Below are 15,708 nucleotides of genomic sequence, written 5' to 3' on the forward strand. Positions count from 1 at the left end.
TGCTACGGGAGAAGGTAAAATAATCTTTCCGGCGACAAGCGATGCACGCAATCAAAAAGCAGGGCGTGAGCCTGACTAGTAAGATGTTTGATAACATATGCCGACAACATCACCGCTGGTTGGCTACGGATCCCGCCGCAAGGGGCATCAGGGCTGCGCGCAACCTGTCGGAGAATCAACCGTGATGAGCCAATCAGTTTCAGGAGCAACCCTTCTATGAATGCGTCGTTAGGCACGCGCCGCGCCAACCTGGCGGAAACCGTGATCCAGGAGCTTTCCAGCCGGATCGACAACGGCACCTACGGCCCGGGCGACAAACTGCCGTCCGAACAGGAGCTGTGCAAAGAGTTCAACGTCAGCCGCCCGGTCATCCGCGAGGCGGTGGCCTCGCTGCGCCTTGGCGGGCGCCTGATCGCTCGCCAGGGTGTGGGCGTATTCGTGGTCGAGCAGGATGTAAAGCGCATCGGCTTCGCCATCGACAGCGTTGTCGATGATGTACGCGCTGCAGCGCAGATCCTTGAACTGCGTCTGGGCATCGAGACCGAATCGGTCGCCCGCGCCGCCGAGCGCCGCAGCCCTGCGAGCATGGCGGCGATCACCGAGGCGTTCGACCGCTTCAACTCGCTGGACGGCGCCACGCAAGAGGAAGAAGCCAAGGCCGACTTCGAGTTCCACCTGGCGATTGCCCGCGCCACTAGCAACCCGCACTTCACCCAACTGCTGGAGGCGCTGGGGCCGGACATCATCCTCGACCTGAACCTCAAGCATGGGCAGGTCACCGGCAAGAACCGCCAGGCGCATATCAAGAAAATCGCCCGTGAACACGGGGCAATCCTGTCGGCAATCAGCATGGGCGACGTAGCCAGTGCGCGCACGGCGCTGCGCAAACACCTGGAAGAGAGCCTGTCGCGGTATCAGCGCTTGCTCGACAGCAAGGCCTGATCGCTGCCCTGCGCTGGCCTCTTCGCGGGTGAACCCGCGAAGCAGGCGACGCAGTTCATGAACAACGCATCAGGCGCGCAGCTGGTACCAGGTGGTCTTGAGCTGCGAATATTTGTCGAACGAATGCAGCGACAAGTCGCGGCCAAACCCCGACTGCTTGCCCCCGCCGAACGGCACCGTCACATCCAGCGCATCTACCGTGTTCACCGACACCGTGCCGGCCTTCAACGCCCGCGCCACCCGGTGCACCTGATTGAAATCATCGCTCCACACCGAGGCAGCCAGGCCATACAGGCTGTCGTTGGCCAGGCGCACCGCCTCTTCTTCCGTGTCGAAGGCGCTGACCGCCAGCACCGGCCCGAACACTTCCTCCCGCGCCAGGCGCATGCGCCCCTCGACACCGGCAAAAATGGTCGGCTCGATGTAGTTGTCCGAGCCTTCGACAGTCAAACGCCGACCGCCACACACCAACCTGGCGCCCTCTTGCCCGGCGCGGGTAATGGCGGCCTCGATGCGGCCGGTCTGCTCGGCATCGACAATGGCACCGGCGCGGCTTGCCGGGTTCAGCGGGTTACCCGGCATCCACTGGCGTGCCTTGGCCTGCAGGCGCTCGACGAATTCGTCATGGATCGAGCGCTGCACATACAGCCGCGAGTTGGCGGAGCATACCTCGCCCTGGTTGAAGAAAATGCCGAAGGCGGCCTTTTCCGCCGCCAGGTCCAGGTCTTGGCAGTTATCGAACACCAGGTTGGGGCTTTTGCCACCGCATTCCAGCCACACTTGCTTGAGGTTGGACTGCGCCGAGTACTGCATGAAGTACTTGCCAACCTGGGTAGAGCCGGTGAATACCAGGCAGTCTACGTCGGGGTGCAGGCCCAGCGCCTGCCCCGCCTGCTCACCCAGGCCCGGTATCACGTTCAACACACCTTCCGGCAAGCCCGCTTCCAGGGCCAGCTGGGCCAGACGCAGGGCCGAGAACGGGGATTGCTCGGCGGGTTTGAGTACCACGCTGTTGCCGGCCGCAAGCGCCGGGGCCAGCTTCCAGGCGGCCATGTCGAGCGGGAAGTTCCAGGGCACCACGGCGGCGACCACACCGAGCGCTTCCCGGGTAATGGTGGCAAGCGCGTTGGGTGCAGTGGGTGCCACTTGGTCGTAGAGTTTGTCCAGCGCCTCGCCGTACCAGGCGAACACCTGGGCCGAGCCCGGCACATCGATGGTGTAGGCATCCATGACGGGCTTGCCCATGTTCAGCGAGTCCAGCAAGGCCAGTTCTTCGCGATGGGCCATGATCAGCTCGGCCAGGCGCAGCAGCACCTTCTTGCGCTCGCCGGGGGCCATGCGTGGCCACGGGCCTTGCTCGAAGGCCCGGCGGGCGCTGGCCACTGCAAGGTCGACTTCAGCCTGGCCGCAGGCAGTGACCTGGGCCAGTACGGCGTTGGTGGCGGGGTTGATGGCGGCGAAGGTGGCGCCATCCTGGGCGTGGACGGCTTTGCCGCTGATAAGTGCCTGCGACGGGAGGTACAGGTCCGAGGCGCGTTGTTGCCAGAATTCGAGGGTGTACATTTGTACTCCTTAAACCTTTGGAGCAGTCTTTTGGTGAAGGGCTGCGCGTCTCCTGTAGGAGCGGGTTTACCCGCGAACACCGGCGAAGCCGGTGCCATGCACTGCGGCGGCTGATTCGCGGGCTCGGCCGCTCCCACAGAGAAATGTGTCGGGCTTGCGAGCGGGTTAGAGTTTGCCGACCAACCGGGCCGTGCGGTCCACGGCAATCCGCGTCTTCTCCACCAGCTCATCCAGCTCGCTGTGGTTGGCGATCAAGGCAGGGGCCATGATCATCCGGCCCAGGGTCGAGCGAATGATCACCCCTTCCTCGAAACCGAACGTACGGCACTGCCAGGCCAGGTCGTTCTCGTTGGCAAAACGCTTGCGCGTTGGCTTGTGCTCGGCAAACTGCAACGCCGCCACCAGTCCGGCACCCTGCACCTGGCCGATCAACGGGTGGTCAGCGAACACCTCGCGCAGGATGCGTTGCAGGTAGGGCCCGGTGTCGTCCTTCACCTGGTGCACGATGCCTTCGTCGCGCAGCGCCTTCAGGTTGGCAATGGCCACCGCCGCCGCCACCGGGTGGCCGGAATAGGTCAGGCCATGGGCAAACACCCCACCGCGCTCTACCAACGCCTCGGCAATGCGCTTGCTCAGCACCAGGCCGCCCATGGGCACGTAGCCACTGGTCAGGCCCTTGGCGATCGACAGGGTGTCGGGCTCGAAGCCGAAGTATTCGTGGGCAAACCACTCGCCGGTGCGGCCAAAGCCGCCAATCACCTCATCGGCGCACAGCAGCACGTCGTACTGGCGGCAAATGCGCTGAATTTCCGGCCAGTAGCTTTCCGGCGGGAAGATCATGCCGCCCGCGCCCTGGAACGGCTCGGCAATAAAGCCGGCAACGTTCTCGGCGCCAAGCTCAAGGATTTTTTCCTCCAGCTGCAAGGCGCAACGGCGGCCAAACTCGGCCGGGGTCAGCTCGCCACCCTCTGCGTACCAGTACGGCTCATCGATGTGCGCAACGTCCGGAATCAACCCGCCCATTTCGTGCATGAACTTCATGCCGCCCAGTGCAGTGGCCGCCAGGGTCGAACCGTGGTAACCGTTCCAGCGGCCGATCATGATTTTCTTGCTTGGCTGACCCACCACCTGCCAGTAGCGGCGCACGGTGCGGATCAGCACCTCGTTGGCCTCGGAGCCCGAGTTGGTGTAGATCGCGTGGCTGTAGTGCCCCGGCAGCAGGCTGAACAGCAACTCGGACAGCTCGATCACCGCCGGGTGGGTGGTGTGGAAGAACATGTTGTAGTACGCCAGCTGGTCCATCTGCGTGGCAGCGGCGGCCGTCAGGTCACGGCGGCCATAACCGAGCTGGGTGCACCACAGGCCAGACATGCCATCCAGGTAGCGCTTGCCCTCGCTGTCCCACAGGTGCATGCGTTCGCCCCCCACGATCACCCGCGGCCCTTCGGCGTTCAGCGCCTTCTGATCGAGGAAGGCATGGATATGGTGTGCGGCGTCGGCTGCCTGGTAGTCACGGGTCTGGCGTTGCGGGGCGAAAGGCGCGTTCATTGTTGGTTTTCCTTTGCGGTGGGGTTGCAGGGCAGCCGTCGCTCAGCGCAGCTTGCCCATGTAGCTTTCAAGCGGGTCCTTGCCCAGCACACCCTGGGCATTGGCCAGCGCGTCGATGAACAGGGAAAACAGCTCGGACTGGGTACCGATGTCGAGCTTGGCGTAGACGTTCTTGCGGTGCGATTTGATGGTGTCTTCCGAAACACCCAGGCGCTCGGCCAGCGACTTGGTCGAGTGGCCACGCAGGATCAGCTGGGCAATACGGCATTCACGCTCGGTCAGCAACGAGCTGCCGAAGTTGTTCAGCGCAGCGTGGATGCGCTGTTCGAGGATGTTCTCGAAACGCCCGGCGCGGCTGTCCAGCCCGGCGAAGTGCTTGCCGAGTACCGCCAGCACCCAGGGCGTGACGCGCCCGAACAGCTCGCGGGTCTGTGTATCGAGCTTGTCGGTAAACGCCAGCGACACCGCCAGGCTTTGCCCGGGCGCCACCTGCAGGATGTAGTTGAGCTCATCTTCCAGGTGCGAGTGGCGGTAGAACGACTGGTAGTACTCGCTGACCTCGAAGTGGTCGGGGGCCACTTCGAACAGGCCATAGCAACCGGACGCGACCTGCTCCACGCAAGCACCGTAAAACGGGTCGAGCAGGTAGAAGCCCGACAGGTAGCGGCTGACATTGCCCTCGGGCTGCCAGGGCGCCTTGTCGTCCTGCTCGAACAGCGCGCAAGGCATGCCGTCGTGCGGGTAGAGGTACACCGTGGTCGCCTGGATCGACCGGATCACGCCAAGTGCAGCAAACAGGTTGTCGGCGAAGCCCGGGCGGCCGATGGCCTCGGTGACCTTGGCCAGGTGCTCGAACCACTGTTCTGAAAGCAATTGATTAGTCACTGTGGGCCTGCCGTTTCTATTCAGTGGCACCGCCGCCAGTGCGGTGCGTTGTTGACCAGATACTCCCACGCCGCTGCAGGTACCGAAATCACCCGTTGGGGTGAGTCGGCCAAGGGGCGCCCCCTCACCCCAAAGGGTGATTCCGGGCACCCACAGGGTGTGGGAGCATCAAACCGCCCCAGCGCTGCGAGCCTTGCGCTCGACCTCCTTGCACACCCCCCACCGGTAGCGAGCCTGCTCGCGTACTGCGGTGCCCTGCATCCCTTTCCAGGAGTTAGCAATGCATACAACAACAAGTACAGCCCATTCGCCTGCTTCGCATGCACCGTCACACCCCGGCTTCAGCACCGGCCGCTTCCGTAAGTCCATGGGCATGACCGCCCTGGTGCTGTTCGGCCTGGCCTACATGGTGCCCCTGGCCGTCTTCACCACCTACGGGCTGGTCACCCAGATGACCAAAGGGCACCTGCCCACCGCCTACCTGCTCACCCTCGCCGCCATGCTGCTCACCGCCTACAGCTACGGCCGCATGGTCCAGGCCCACCCCTACTCCGGCTCGGTCTACACCTACACGCGCAAAGCCTTCGGCAGCCACATCGGCTTCATCACCGGCTGGACGCTGCTGCTCGACTACATCTTCCTGCCGCTGCTCAGCTACCTGCTGATCGGCATCTACATGTCGGAATACTTTCCGGCGATCCACGCCTGGGTGTGGGTGGCGGGCTCCATTGCCCTGGTCACGTTCCTCAACCTGATCGGCATCGAGTCGATCACCCGCGTCAACTGGATCCTGGTGGTAGCGCAGTTGGTGTTCATCATCGTCTTCGTCGCCCTGTCCGTGCTCAAGCTCAACGGACAGGCGGAGCCGGTGTCGCTGCTGGCCCCCTTCCATCACGAAGGCTTCAACGTGCCGTTGATCATGACGGGCGCCGCCGTGCTGTGCCTGTCGTTTCTCGGCTTTGACGCGGTGTCGACCATGGCTGAGGAAACCAACAACCCGACCTACCGCATTCCCGTGGCGATCCTGGCCGTGTCGCTGATCGGCGGCTTGCTGTTCCTGGTAGTGTCGTACTGCGCACAAATGGTGTTCCCCGACTGGGGCAGCTTTGCCGACCCGGACTCGGCCTCGGTGGATGTCATGCGCCGTGTGGGCGGCGAATGGCTGGTAACTGCGTTCACCGCCACCTACGTGGCCGGCTGCTTCGCCTCGGCCATGGTGTCCCAAGCCAGCGTCTCACGCGTGCTGTTCGCCATGGGCCGCGACGGCGCATTGCCGCGTGCGTTCGGCCAGCTGGTGACGAAAAAGCGCGTACCGGCGACTGCCATTCTGGTGGTCAGCCTGCTGTCCCTCATCGCCCTGGTCATCACCCTCGACACCGTGGCCAACATGATCAGCTTTGGCGCCCTGTTCGCCTTTTCGGCGGTAAACCTGGCGGTGGTCAAGCACTACCTGGTCGATCAGAAGCTACGCGGTGGCCGCAACTACCTGCTGTATGGCGCCATTCCCGGCCTGGGTTTCCTTAGCACCCTGTGGCTGTGGAGCAGCCTGACCAGCCTGTCGTTCACCATCGGCCTGTGCTGGATGGGCATGGGGTTGGTGGTGCTGATGGGGCTGACCAAGGCGTTCCGGGTGAAGCTGCCGGAGTTGCAGATGGCCGAGTGACGCTGAGCACCGGGTGATAACCGTTCGTTATCACCCGATCCGCATTAATCATTATTCAGCCTCCCGTTAGCCGCCTACAGTCCCAGCGCAACGACTGTCATTGCCAACGGGAACCGAAATGTCCATCGAACATCGCCTGAACCACATCGCCGGCCAACTCAGCGGCAACGGGGACGTGCTGCTGAACAGCTTCGACGCCCACAGCGGCGAGCCGCTGCCGTACGCCTTCCACCAGGCAACCGGCGACGAAATCGAGGCTGCCGTGCAGGCTGCCGAGGTTGCCTACCCGGCCTACCGCAGTACCCGCCCGGCACAGCGCGCCGCCTTCCTCGACGCCATCGCCAACGAACTGGACGCCCTGGGCGACGACTTCATCCAGCATGTCACCCGCGAAACCGCACTGCCCGAAGCCCGCATCCGTGGCGAACGCAGCCGTACTAGCAACCAGTTGCGCCTGTTTGCCGAGGTGGTACGCCGTGGCGACTTCTACGCCGCCCGAATCGACCGCGCCCTGCCCCAGCGTACCCCGCTGCCACGCCCGGACCTGCGCCAGTACCGCATCGGCGTGGGCCCGGTGGCCGTGTTCGGCGCCAGCAACTTCCCACTGGCCTTCTCCACCGCAGGGGGTGACACCGCCTCGGCGCTGGCAGCGGGCTGCCCCGTGGTGTTCAAGGCGCACAGCGGGCACATGCTCACGGCCGCTTATGTCGCCGCAGCCATCGACCGCGCCGTGGCCAGCAGCGGCATGCCGGCAGGGGTGTTCAACATGATCTACGGTGCCGGCGTGGGCGAAGCGCTGGTCAAGCACCCGGCCATTCAGGCAGTGGGGTTCACCGGCTCGCTGCGGGGTGGCCGCGCCCTGTGCGACATGGCTGCCGCGCGCCCGCAGCCAATCCCGGTGTTCGCCGAAATGAGCAGCATCAACCCGGTCATCGTGCTGCCCCAGGCGCTGCTGGCCCGTGGCGAGCAAGTGGCTGCAGAGCTGGCCGCCTCGGTGGTGCTGGGTTGCGGGCAGTTCTGCACCAACCCGGGCCTGGTCATCGGTATTCGGTCGCCGCAGTTCGAGCACTTCGTGCACACGCTGGTGGCGCGGATGGCCGACCAGGGTCCACAGACCATGCTCAATGCCGGAACCCTGCGCAGCTACCAGAACGATGTGCAGCACCTGCTGGCACACCCAGGCATCAAGCATCTGGCCGGGCAGCCGCAAACCGGTAACCAGGCCCGGCCACAGCTGTTCAAGGCTGACGTAAGCCTGCTGCTGAACGGCGACCCACTGCTACAGGAAGAAGTATTCGGCCCGACCACCGTCGTAGTGGAAGTGGCCGATGCCCAGCAACTGGCCGAGGCGTTGCGCCACCTGCAGGGCCAGCTGACGGCCACCCTGATTGCCGAGCCTGACGACCTGCACGCCTTTGCCGGACTGGTGCCACTGCTGGAACGCAAGGCCGGGCGCCTGCTGCTGAACGGCTACCCGACCGGCGTAGAGGTATCGGACGCGATGGTGCATGGCGGGCCTTACCCGGCCACGTCCGATGCCCGAGGCACCTCGGTCGGCACCCTGGCCATCGACCGCTTCCTGCGCCCGGTGTGCTTCCAGAACTACCCGGAGGCACTGCTGCCGGATGCGCTGAAAAGCGCCAACCCGCTGGGGATTGCGCGGTTGGTGGATGGTGTGGCCACCCGGGAGACGGTTTGATCGGGCACTGAGGTAGCCTGTGCCGTCCTCTTCGAGGCGCCTAATCGCCGCGAAGAGGACGTTACAGGCTCACACCATTGATGAATTTTGGTTGTCAGCATTGAATAATGCAGCACCGACAATCAAACCCAATTCATCAAAAGGCCGGCCATGTACTCCTCCGAACGCCTCAAAGGCATCGATGTTTTCGTCGCCGTCGCCGATATGGGCAGCTTCACCGCAGCCGCCGAGCGGCTCAACCTCACCAGCTCGGCCATCAGCAAGAGCGTGGCCCGGCTGGAGGCTCGCCTGGGCGCACGCCTGTTCAATCGCACCACCCGCAGCCTGTCGCTCAGCGAGGCGGGCGTGGTGTTCTACCGCACTTGCACCTCGGTGCTGACTGACCTGGAAGAGGTCGAGCACGCACTGGTCGCCAGCGATAGTCAACCCCACGGCAAAGTCCGAATAGAGCTGCCCGCCTCCTACGGTCGCTTGCATGTGCTGCCACTGATCCTCGACTTCATCCGCCTGCACCCTCTGCTGCAGCCGCATGTGTCGTTTTCCGATCGTTTTGTCGACCCGGTGCACGAAGGCATCGATATCGTCGTGCGCATCGGAGGCCCGGATGCATGGCCGGCCGCGCTCGGCCACCAGTACTTCGGTGCCCAGCGCCTGATGTTCTGTGCCGCCCCCTCCTACCTGGAAAAGCACGGCGTGCCGCAAGACGAGCGCGACCTGGAACACCATCACTGCATCGGTTATGGCCACACCGACGGCATGGTCAGCCCATGGTTCTTCAAGGGCCGCCAACCTGGCGAGATGGAGCGACGCACCGTGCAGCCGCGCATCGCGGTGGGCGACGGCGAGGGGGAAGTTGCAGCCGTGCTGGCCGGACATGGCATCGGCCAGCTGCCCACCTGGCTGACCCAGCAACACCTCGATCAAGGGCGCCTGGTGGAGGTGTTGCCGGCCCTGGCCACCGACGGCCTGCCGATGAACCTGGTGTGGCTGAAAAGCCGCGAAGGGTTACCCAAGGTGCGCGCCTTGCGTGACTATCTGCTGCCCCGGTTGTCGCCTCACGGCACCCGTGCCAGCACAGCGGGCTGACGCGAAAGGCTGCTCACCAGCGGCACCAGGCCCAGCGCCAACAGCGCGACACCGGCGGCCATGTAGCCCAGGTACTCGATACCCAAACCAGGGATGGTCATGCCACCGAGCACGGCGCCCAGGCCGATCCCAGCGTTGGCCGCCGACACATTGGTGGTACCGGCCAAGGCTTGGGCATGCGTCACCGAACCCATCACCCGCACCTGGCTGACGGGGTACAGCGCCGTGTTGGCAATGCCCCACACCGCCAGTGCCAGGCAGAATGCCAGGCCGGAACCTGCCAGCGGCACCAGCGCCGCCATACCTATGGCCAGCAGCAGCAGGAACAGCGCCGTCGCCCAGAGCGGTGAACGGTCCACTGCGCGCCCGCCGATCCAGTTGCCAAACAGGCCGACTGCGCCAAAGCCCATCAGCCACCAGCCGGTATGTGCCGGTGCGACGCCGACAACCCGCTGCAGCAGATCGGCTAGGTAGGTGTAGCCGGTGAACATCGCAGTGAACACCACCACCGACAGCAGCACATTGGCGAGAAAATAGCGCTCCTTGAAAATGCGCGCCTGCTGCATGAAATCGATTTTCGCCGTGCGGGCGACTCGCGGCATCCACAACCCCATGGCCAACGCCATCAGCAGCGACAGCGCGGCCAGTATCCAGAACGCGCCACGCCAGCCCACGGCATTGGCCGCCACGGTACCCAGCGGAATGCCCAGCAACATCGCCGCCGAGATGCCCAGATAAACCTTGGCGATGGCCTGCCCCGCGCGATCACGCCCGGCCAGGTGCCCGGCCGTTTCGCTGGCCGTGCCCCAGAACACCGGCAATGCCAAAGCCGGAATCACCCGCGCGATAGCCAGCACCCAGAAACTGTTCGATGCCGCAGCCAGCGCATTGGCTGCGGCAAACACCAGCAGGATGGTGATGAACAACCGCTTGCGGTCCAGATGGGCCAGTGCGGCTGTCAAGACCGGGCCGGTAAGCATGACGGTAAAGGCAAACAGCGTGACCAACTGGCCCGCCATCGAGATCGATATCCCCAGGTCCTGGCTGAGCGCGGGCAGCAACCCGACAATGAGGAACTCAGTGGTGACGATCAGGAATGCCGAGAAGGCCAGGATGGCGATGCTGATAGCAACGTTTCGGCCGGCAGTGGCAGCCCCAAGGCTGGATTCATGAACAGACATCAAGACAGGCTCCAGAAAAGAGGCTGTCAGTCTATTGGCAAAATGAATTCCTATTTCTGGTCATATTTCACAAATTAAATGATCCATATTCATCAATAACCGGTCAATGTATACAACTTTCAGGAATTCTGATTACATAACCATTCGCCTACGACATCGGTAAACGCCGATGCGTATTGCGACGGGCCTTAGCCATGTCATCTGCAACCCGCAAGAAAACCCTCCTCGTCAAAAACGCTGCACTCCTGGTCACCATGGACGGCGAACGCCGCGAAATCAAACACGGCGGCCTGTTCATCGAAGGCAACCTGATCAAGCAGGTCGGCTCCAGCGACACCTTGCCAAAACAGGCCGATGTCATCCTGGACATGGCCGGCAAAGTGGTGATCCCGGGCCTGGTCAACACCCACCACCACATGTACCAGAGCCTCACCCGCGTGGTGCCTGCTGCCCAGGACGGTGAGCTGTTCAACTGGCTGACCAACCTGTACCCGATCTGGGCACGCCTTACCCCCGAAATGATCGCGGTGTCGACCCAGACCGCGATGGCCGAACTGATCCTGTCCGGCTGCACCACCTCCAGCGACCACCTGTACATCTACCCCAACGGCTGCAAGCTCGACGACAGCATCCATGCCGCCGCCGAAATCGGCATGCGCTTCCACGCCGCGCGCGGCAGCATGAGCGTGGGCCAGAGCCAGGGCGGCCTGCCGCCTGACGCGGTGGTGGAAAAGGAGGCCGACATCCTCAAGGAGTCCCAGCGCCTGATCGAGGACTACCACGATGCCAGCCATGGCGCGATGCGCCGTATCGTGGTGGCGCCCTGCTCGCCCTTCTCGGTCAGCCGCGACTTGATGCGCGAAGCCGCCGCGCTGGCGCGCCAATACGGGGTGTCGCTACACACCCACCTGGCCGAAAACGTCAACGATATCGCCTACAGCCGCGAGAAATTCGGCATGACACCCGCCGAATACGCCGAAGACCTCGGCTGGGTCGGTCATGATGTCTGGCATGCACACTGCGTGCAGCTCGACCAGCACGGCATCGAGCTGTTCGCCCGCACCGGCACCGGGGTCGCCCACTGCCCTTGCTCGAACATGCGCCTGGCCTCGGGCATCGCCCCGGTGCGCAAGATGCGCGACCACGGCGTGCCGGTGGGCCTGGGGGTCGATGGTTCGGCGTCCAACGATGGCGCCAGCATGATCGGTGAAGTGCGCCAGGCCCTGCTGCTGCAACGGGTAGGCTTCGGCCCCGACGCCATGACCGCACGCGAAGCCCTGGAAATCGCCACCCTGGGCGGTGCCAAGGTGCTCAACCGCAATGACATCGGCGCCCTGGCGCCCGGCATGGTCGCCGACTTCGTCGCCTTCGACCTGGGCCACGTGGCCTATGCCGGCGGCCATCACGACCCGCTGGCGGCACTGGTGTTCTGCACCCCGACCCAGGTGCACACCAGCGTGATCAACGGCCGTGTGGTGGTCCAGGACGGCCAGTTGACCACCGTCGACCTGCCCCGCGTGCTGGAGCGCCACAACCAGCTGGCGCACCAACTGGTCAGCGGTGCGTGATGCACCCCGCGTTACCCGTCACGCCTGCTGGCGGGTAGCGCACACCACGATTTCCCGAATGCACACCGATTGAGGCTGGCCGTAGGCAAAGCCGATGGTCTCGGCAATGGTCTCGGCCGTGAGTACCCCGCCCATTTCCTGCTTCCAGTCGTTGTAGCCGGCCTTGATGGCATCATCGGTCGTGTGGCTGAGCAGCTCGGTATCGACCGCGCCTGGCTCGATGGTGATCACCCGCACGTTGCTCGGCGCCAGTTCTTCACGCAGGTTTTCCGAAAGGCCAGTGACGGCGAACTTGGTACCGACGTAGGCGACATGGTTGGGGAATGCCTTGCGACCGGCCACGGAGCTGACGTTGATGAGGGTGCCGTGCTTGCGCTCGACCATACCGCTGGCCACGGCATGGATGCCGTTGAGCAGCCCACGCACGTTGACGTCGAGCATGCGGTCCCACTGCTCCGGGTCCTGGGTGGTGATGTTGCCCAACAGCATCACCCCCGCATTGTTGATGATCGCGTCTACCGGCCCAAAGCGCGTTTCGGCTTCGGCGACGGCGGCCTGCACCGCAGTGCGGTCGGTGATATCAACCGACAGTGCCAGCGTGTTTGGCAACTGCAGTTGCTGCATCGGCGCCAGGCGACGCGAAAGCAGCAGCAAGGCGTGGCCACGGCTGGACAGTAGCCTGGCGGTGGCCAGGCCGATGCCGGAGCTGGCGCCGGTAATGACTACCAAGGGTTTATGGGTGTTGGTCATGGTCACCATCCTGTTATCCGATTTGCCTATGGGTAAGAAGTAGAGCCAGTATAGAAACCTGTTTTTCTTGCGAAAAATGGGAAATTCCTTTCACAGCCATCGGCATCACTTATGGGTACCCTATGGACTATCGCCAGCTTCGTGCCTTCATCGCCGTGTTCGAAGAGCGCAACATCACCGCCGCCGCGCGCTCGATTCACCTTAGCCAACCGGCGCTTTCCGGCAGCATCAAGGCACTGGAAGAAGCGCTGGGCACCACGCTGTTCGTTCGCCAGGCCCGCGGCGTTGAGGTAACAGAGGATGCCCGGGCGCTGTACCCCGAGGCGCAGCGCATGGTCGCCGATGCCAACCGCCTGCTTGGGCGCTTCAAAGGGGATCGTGAACGCACGCCGTTGCAGATCGGTGTCGAGCAGGATGTGAGCGCGGCGGTGCTGGGCAAGGTGGTGCTGGCAGCGGCAGCCCTCCAGCCTCCGGTGCGCCTGCAACTGGTGACCGGCTGCATGGGCGCAGTGCGGCTCGCCAGCGAGGAACTGCGTTGTGAGGATGAACTGTTTCTGCCGCTGCACAGCGACCGGTTCGTCCTGGCGACCGCACCGCAGGCCCCCACCAAGGCCCAGTGGATCACCTGCCCTGCACAGCCCAGCCATCAGCGCCTGCAACCGTTTTACAGCGGCACGCCTGTGGCAGAGGCCGATAGCTTTGCCCTGGCCCTGGAGCTGGTCGCCGCAGGCCTGGGCACCGCGATCGTGCCGGAGTCACTGGCGGCCGAGCACCGTGGCGTACACAGCGAGCCTATGCCACAACTGGACCTGCGCCGACGCATCGGCCTGTGCTACTCGGCCCAGGCGCTGGCGCTCGACGGTGTCATCCAGCTGCGTGATGCCTTGTAGCCGGACCCTTCAACGATCAAGTGCGCAGCACGTGCTCCCCGGCGTTGCTCGGCAAGCGGATGGCATCCACCAACGCGACACAGGCGATCAATGCAACGCCGATCAACGCCCAGTGAAAGTCGCTGACTGACATCTCACTCTCGCCCCCCCGCACCATCATCGCTACGCGTAGCAGCAGCGCCACCACCGCCACCCCCAAGGCCATCGCCAGCTGGAAGCACATGCTGAACAACGTCGAAGCCTCGCCCATCTGCTGCTTGGGCACTTCGGCAAAGCCGACAGCGTTGTAGGTGGTGAATTGCATCGAGCGCGAAAGCCCGCCCACGAACAGCACCACCGCCATCCAGTACCACGGCATGCCTGGCTGCAAGCCCAGGCAAGCCAGAATGCATCCAACGCCAATCACGCCATTGACCAGCAACACCCGGCGAAAGCCATAACGGCGCAGCAAGCGGGTGGTGAACGGCTTCATCGCCAGGTTGCCCGCGAAGATCGCCAGCACCAGCAGCCCGGCATCCACTGGCGACAGGCCAAAACCGATCTGCAACAGCAGAGGGATCAAAAACGGCAAGGCGCTGATCGACAGGCGGAACAAGGTACCGCCCACGATGCTGACCCTGAACGTGGGGATAGCCAAGGTCTCCAGTGGCAACAGCGGTGCAGGATGGCGCTTGCAGTGACGGATCGCCAACCCGCTCAACCCCCCACCCAGCAACACCAGCGTCAGCCCGCCCTCCAGGCTGCCCCCCGCCAGTGAACCAAGCATTTCCAGGCCGACCAGCCACGCCGCACAAGCCGAAGCCAGAAACACGAAGCCCAGCATGTCGAAACGGCGCGTTTCATCTAAACGGGCATTCGGAACCAGTAACCAGGCCGCCGCGATCGCCACCAACCCGAGGGGGATGTTCAGGTAGAAGATCCAGGGCCACGACCAATGGGTGACGATCAGGCCACCGAGCGGTGGCCCCAGGACTGGTGCCACCAGCCCGGGCCAGGTGATCACCGCAAGCATTTTCACCAGGTCTTTCTTTTCGGTGGTACGCAGCACCACCAGCCGGCCTACCGGCACCATCAAGGCACCGCCAATACCCTGTAATACCCGCGCGGCGATGAAGGTTTGCAGGTTGGTGGCCATCCCACACAGCAGCGACGCCACGGTAAACAGGCCAATGGCCCCGGCGAACACCTGTCGCGCGCCGAAGCGGTCGGCCACCCAGCCGCTCAGCGGAATGAATACCGCCACCGCCAGCAGGTAGGCACTGATGCCGATGTTCAGGCTGACCGCATTTTCGCCGAAATCACTGGCCATCTGCGGCAGCGCCGTGGCAATGACAGTGGCGTCGAGGTTTTCCATGAAGAAGGTGATGGCGACCAGCAAGGCGATGCAGGTGGCTTGGCGCGAGGTATAGGGGGCTGCCGGATTGGCCAAGGTACGCGTCCTTCTGGTTGGCAATGAATCCATGGGGCCGTGAGCGGCCCCGTGGGAGCCGGGACCTAGAGCATGCGCATGACTGCACGCAACGCCAGCAGGTAAGTCTCGACACCAAACCCGCAGATCTGCCCACGCACCACCTCGGCAAACACCGAATGGTGCCGAAACGGTTCCCTAGCATGGATGTTCGACATATGCACTTCAACCACCGGCACCTCAAGAATGGCCAGTGCATCACGAATACCGTAGCTGTAATGCGTCCACGCCCCGGCATTGATAAGCACTGCATCCACCCGGTCGTCAAAGGCCCGATGGATACGCTCGCACAGGGCACCTTCGAAGTTGCTCTGGAAGCTCTCGACCCTTGCCCCCAGCTCCGCGCCCAGCGCCTCCAAGGCCTGGTCGATGTCGGCCAGGGTTGCCGTGCCATACTGGCGCGGGTCGCGCTTGCCAAACATGTTGTGGTTGATACCGTGCAGCATCAGGACATTGGCAACCATG

The 15,708-nt window shown here is 63.8% G+C and carries 13 protein-coding genes; 6 read left to right on the forward strand and 7 right to left on the reverse strand.

The window, feature by feature from the left end:
- Window positions 1–216: 216 nt before the first annotated feature.
- Window positions 217–942 carry a FadR/GntR family transcriptional regulator gene (locus ACF8MI_RS01815; protein WP_016714594.1) on the forward strand — a complete coding sequence of 242 codons (726 nt, stop codon included), beginning with the start codon at window positions 217–219 and terminating at the stop codon, window positions 940–942.
- Window positions 943–1,011: 69 nt separating this feature from the next.
- On the opposite strand, the gene ACF8MI_RS01820 is transcribed toward ACF8MI_RS01815, so the two are convergent.
- From ACF8MI_RS01820 to ACF8MI_RS01830, 3 genes are all read right to left on the reverse strand, one after another.
- The gene (locus ACF8MI_RS01820) at window positions 1,012–2,505 is read right to left on the reverse strand and encodes an aldehyde dehydrogenase (RefSeq protein ID WP_104834549.1); all 1,494 of its coding nucleotides are present in this window, start codon (window positions 2,503–2,505) and stop codon (window positions 1,012–1,014) included.
- Between the two features lie 165 nt (window positions 2,506–2,670).
- Window positions 2,671–4,053 carry an aspartate aminotransferase family protein gene (locus ACF8MI_RS01825; RefSeq protein ID WP_060497157.1) on the reverse strand — a complete coding sequence of 461 codons (1,383 nt, stop codon included), beginning with the start codon at window positions 4,051–4,053 and terminating at the stop codon, window positions 2,671–2,673.
- 42 nt (window positions 4,054–4,095) lie between these two features.
- On the reverse strand, window positions 4,096–4,938 hold the full coding sequence (locus tag ACF8MI_RS01830; RefSeq protein WP_060497158.1) for a helix-turn-helix transcriptional regulator: 843 nt from the start codon (window positions 4,936–4,938) through the stop codon (window positions 4,096–4,098).
- A gap of 280 nt (window positions 4,939–5,218) precedes the next feature.
- Here ACF8MI_RS01830 and ACF8MI_RS01835 point away from each other — a divergent pair, with 280 nt between their 5' ends.
- The 3 genes from ACF8MI_RS01835 (at window position 5,219) to ACF8MI_RS01845 (ending at window position 9,386) form a co-directional block, all read left to right on the forward strand.
- The gene (locus ACF8MI_RS01835; RefSeq protein ID WP_060497159.1) at window positions 5,219–6,601 is read left to right on the forward strand and encodes an APC family permease; all 1,383 of its coding nucleotides are present in this window, start codon (window positions 5,219–5,221) and stop codon (window positions 6,599–6,601) included.
- 118 nt (window positions 6,602–6,719) lie between these two features.
- Window positions 6,720–8,300 (forward strand): aldehyde dehydrogenase (NADP(+)), encoded by a 1,581-nt coding sequence (locus tag ACF8MI_RS01840; protein ID WP_104834548.1) that lies wholly within the window; start codon window positions 6,720–6,722, stop codon window positions 8,298–8,300.
- A gap of 150 nt (window positions 8,301–8,450) precedes the next feature.
- Window positions 8,451–9,386, forward strand: a complete 936-nt coding sequence (locus ACF8MI_RS01845) for a LysR family transcriptional regulator (RefSeq protein ID WP_060497161.1) — start codon at window positions 8,451–8,453, stop codon at window positions 9,384–9,386.
- Here the strand turns inward: ACF8MI_RS01845 and ACF8MI_RS01850 are convergent.
- Window positions 9,356–10,567 carry an MFS transporter gene (locus ACF8MI_RS01850; RefSeq protein WP_060497162.1) on the reverse strand — a complete coding sequence of 404 codons (1,212 nt, stop codon included), beginning with the start codon at window positions 10,565–10,567 and terminating at the stop codon, window positions 9,356–9,358. The two genes, ACF8MI_RS01845 and ACF8MI_RS01850, sit on opposite strands and share 31 nt — an antisense overlap.
- Before the next feature lie 194 nt (window positions 10,568–10,761).
- Between ACF8MI_RS01850 and ACF8MI_RS01855 the strand changes: the two genes are divergently transcribed.
- Window positions 10,762–12,135 carry an 8-oxoguanine deaminase gene (locus ACF8MI_RS01855; RefSeq protein ID WP_060497163.1) on the forward strand — a complete coding sequence of 458 codons (1,374 nt, stop codon included), beginning with the start codon at window positions 10,762–10,764 and terminating at the stop codon, window positions 12,133–12,135.
- An 18-nt stretch (window positions 12,136–12,153) separates the two neighbouring features.
- Here ACF8MI_RS01855 and ACF8MI_RS01860 read toward each other — a convergent pair whose 3' ends face one another.
- Window positions 12,154–12,885, reverse strand: a complete 732-nt coding sequence (locus ACF8MI_RS01860) for an SDR family oxidoreductase (protein WP_060497164.1) — start codon at window positions 12,883–12,885, stop codon at window positions 12,154–12,156.
- Between the two features lie 122 nt (window positions 12,886–13,007).
- Here ACF8MI_RS01860 and ACF8MI_RS01865 point away from each other — a divergent pair, with 122 nt between their 5' ends.
- Window positions 13,008–13,775 (forward strand): LysR family transcriptional regulator, encoded by a 768-nt coding sequence (locus tag ACF8MI_RS01865; protein ID WP_060497165.1) that lies wholly within the window; start codon window positions 13,008–13,010, stop codon window positions 13,773–13,775.
- A gap of 16 nt (window positions 13,776–13,791) precedes the next feature.
- Here the strand turns inward: ACF8MI_RS01865 and ACF8MI_RS01870 are convergent, their stop codons facing one another.
- Both ACF8MI_RS01870 and aroQ read right to left on the reverse strand, forming a co-directional pair.
- The gene (locus tag ACF8MI_RS01870; protein ID WP_104834546.1) at window positions 13,792–15,204 is read right to left on the reverse strand and encodes an MFS transporter; all 1,413 of its coding nucleotides are present in this window, start codon (window positions 15,202–15,204) and stop codon (window positions 13,792–13,794) included.
- Between the two features lie 65 nt (window positions 15,205–15,269).
- A complete protein-coding gene (aroQ, locus tag ACF8MI_RS01875; RefSeq protein WP_060497167.1) occupies window positions 15,270–15,707 on the reverse strand; it encodes a type II 3-dehydroquinate dehydratase in 438 nt (145 codons plus the stop codon).
- Between the last annotated feature and the right edge of the window lies 1 nt (window position 15,708).

This window comes from Pseudomonas sp. yb_9, from assembly GCF_043103635.1.
Taxonomy (GTDB): domain Bacteria; phylum Pseudomonadota; class Gammaproteobacteria; order Pseudomonadales; family Pseudomonadaceae; genus Aquipseudomonas; species Aquipseudomonas monteilii.

Coding starts and splice junctions, on each gene's coding strand:
- ACF8MI_RS01815 (WP_016714594.1), top strand. CDS start 217: ATGAATGCGTCGTTAGGCACGCGCCGCGCCAACCTGGCGGAAACCGTG.
- ACF8MI_RS01820 (WP_104834549.1), bottom strand. CDS start 2,505: ATGTACACCCTCGAATTCTGGCAACAACGCGCCTCGGACCTGTACCTC.
- ACF8MI_RS01825 (WP_060497157.1), bottom strand. CDS start 4,053: ATGAACGCGCCTTTCGCCCCGCAACGCCAGACCCGTGACTACCAGGCA.
- ACF8MI_RS01835 (WP_060497159.1), top strand. CDS start 5,219: ATGCATACAACAACAAGTACAGCCCATTCGCCTGCTTCGCATGCACCG.
- ACF8MI_RS01840 (WP_104834548.1), top strand. CDS start 6,720: ATGTCCATCGAACATCGCCTGAACCACATCGCCGGCCAACTCAGCGGC.
- ACF8MI_RS01845 (WP_060497161.1), top strand. CDS start 8,451: ATGTACTCCTCCGAACGCCTCAAAGGCATCGATGTTTTCGTCGCCGTC.
- ACF8MI_RS01850 (WP_060497162.1), bottom strand. CDS start 10,567: ATGTCTGTTCATGAATCCAGCCTTGGGGCTGCCACTGCCGGCCGAAAC.
- ACF8MI_RS01855 (WP_060497163.1), top strand. CDS start 10,762: ATGTCATCTGCAACCCGCAAGAAAACCCTCCTCGTCAAAAACGCTGCA.
- ACF8MI_RS01860 (WP_060497164.1), bottom strand. CDS start 12,885: ATGACCAACACCCATAAACCCTTGGTAGTCATTACCGGCGCCAGCTCC.
- ACF8MI_RS01865 (WP_060497165.1), top strand. CDS start 13,008: ATGGACTATCGCCAGCTTCGTGCCTTCATCGCCGTGTTCGAAGAGCGC.
- aroQ (WP_060497167.1), bottom strand. CDS start 15,707: ATGGTTGCCAATGTCCTGATGCTGCACGGTATCAACCACAACATGTTT.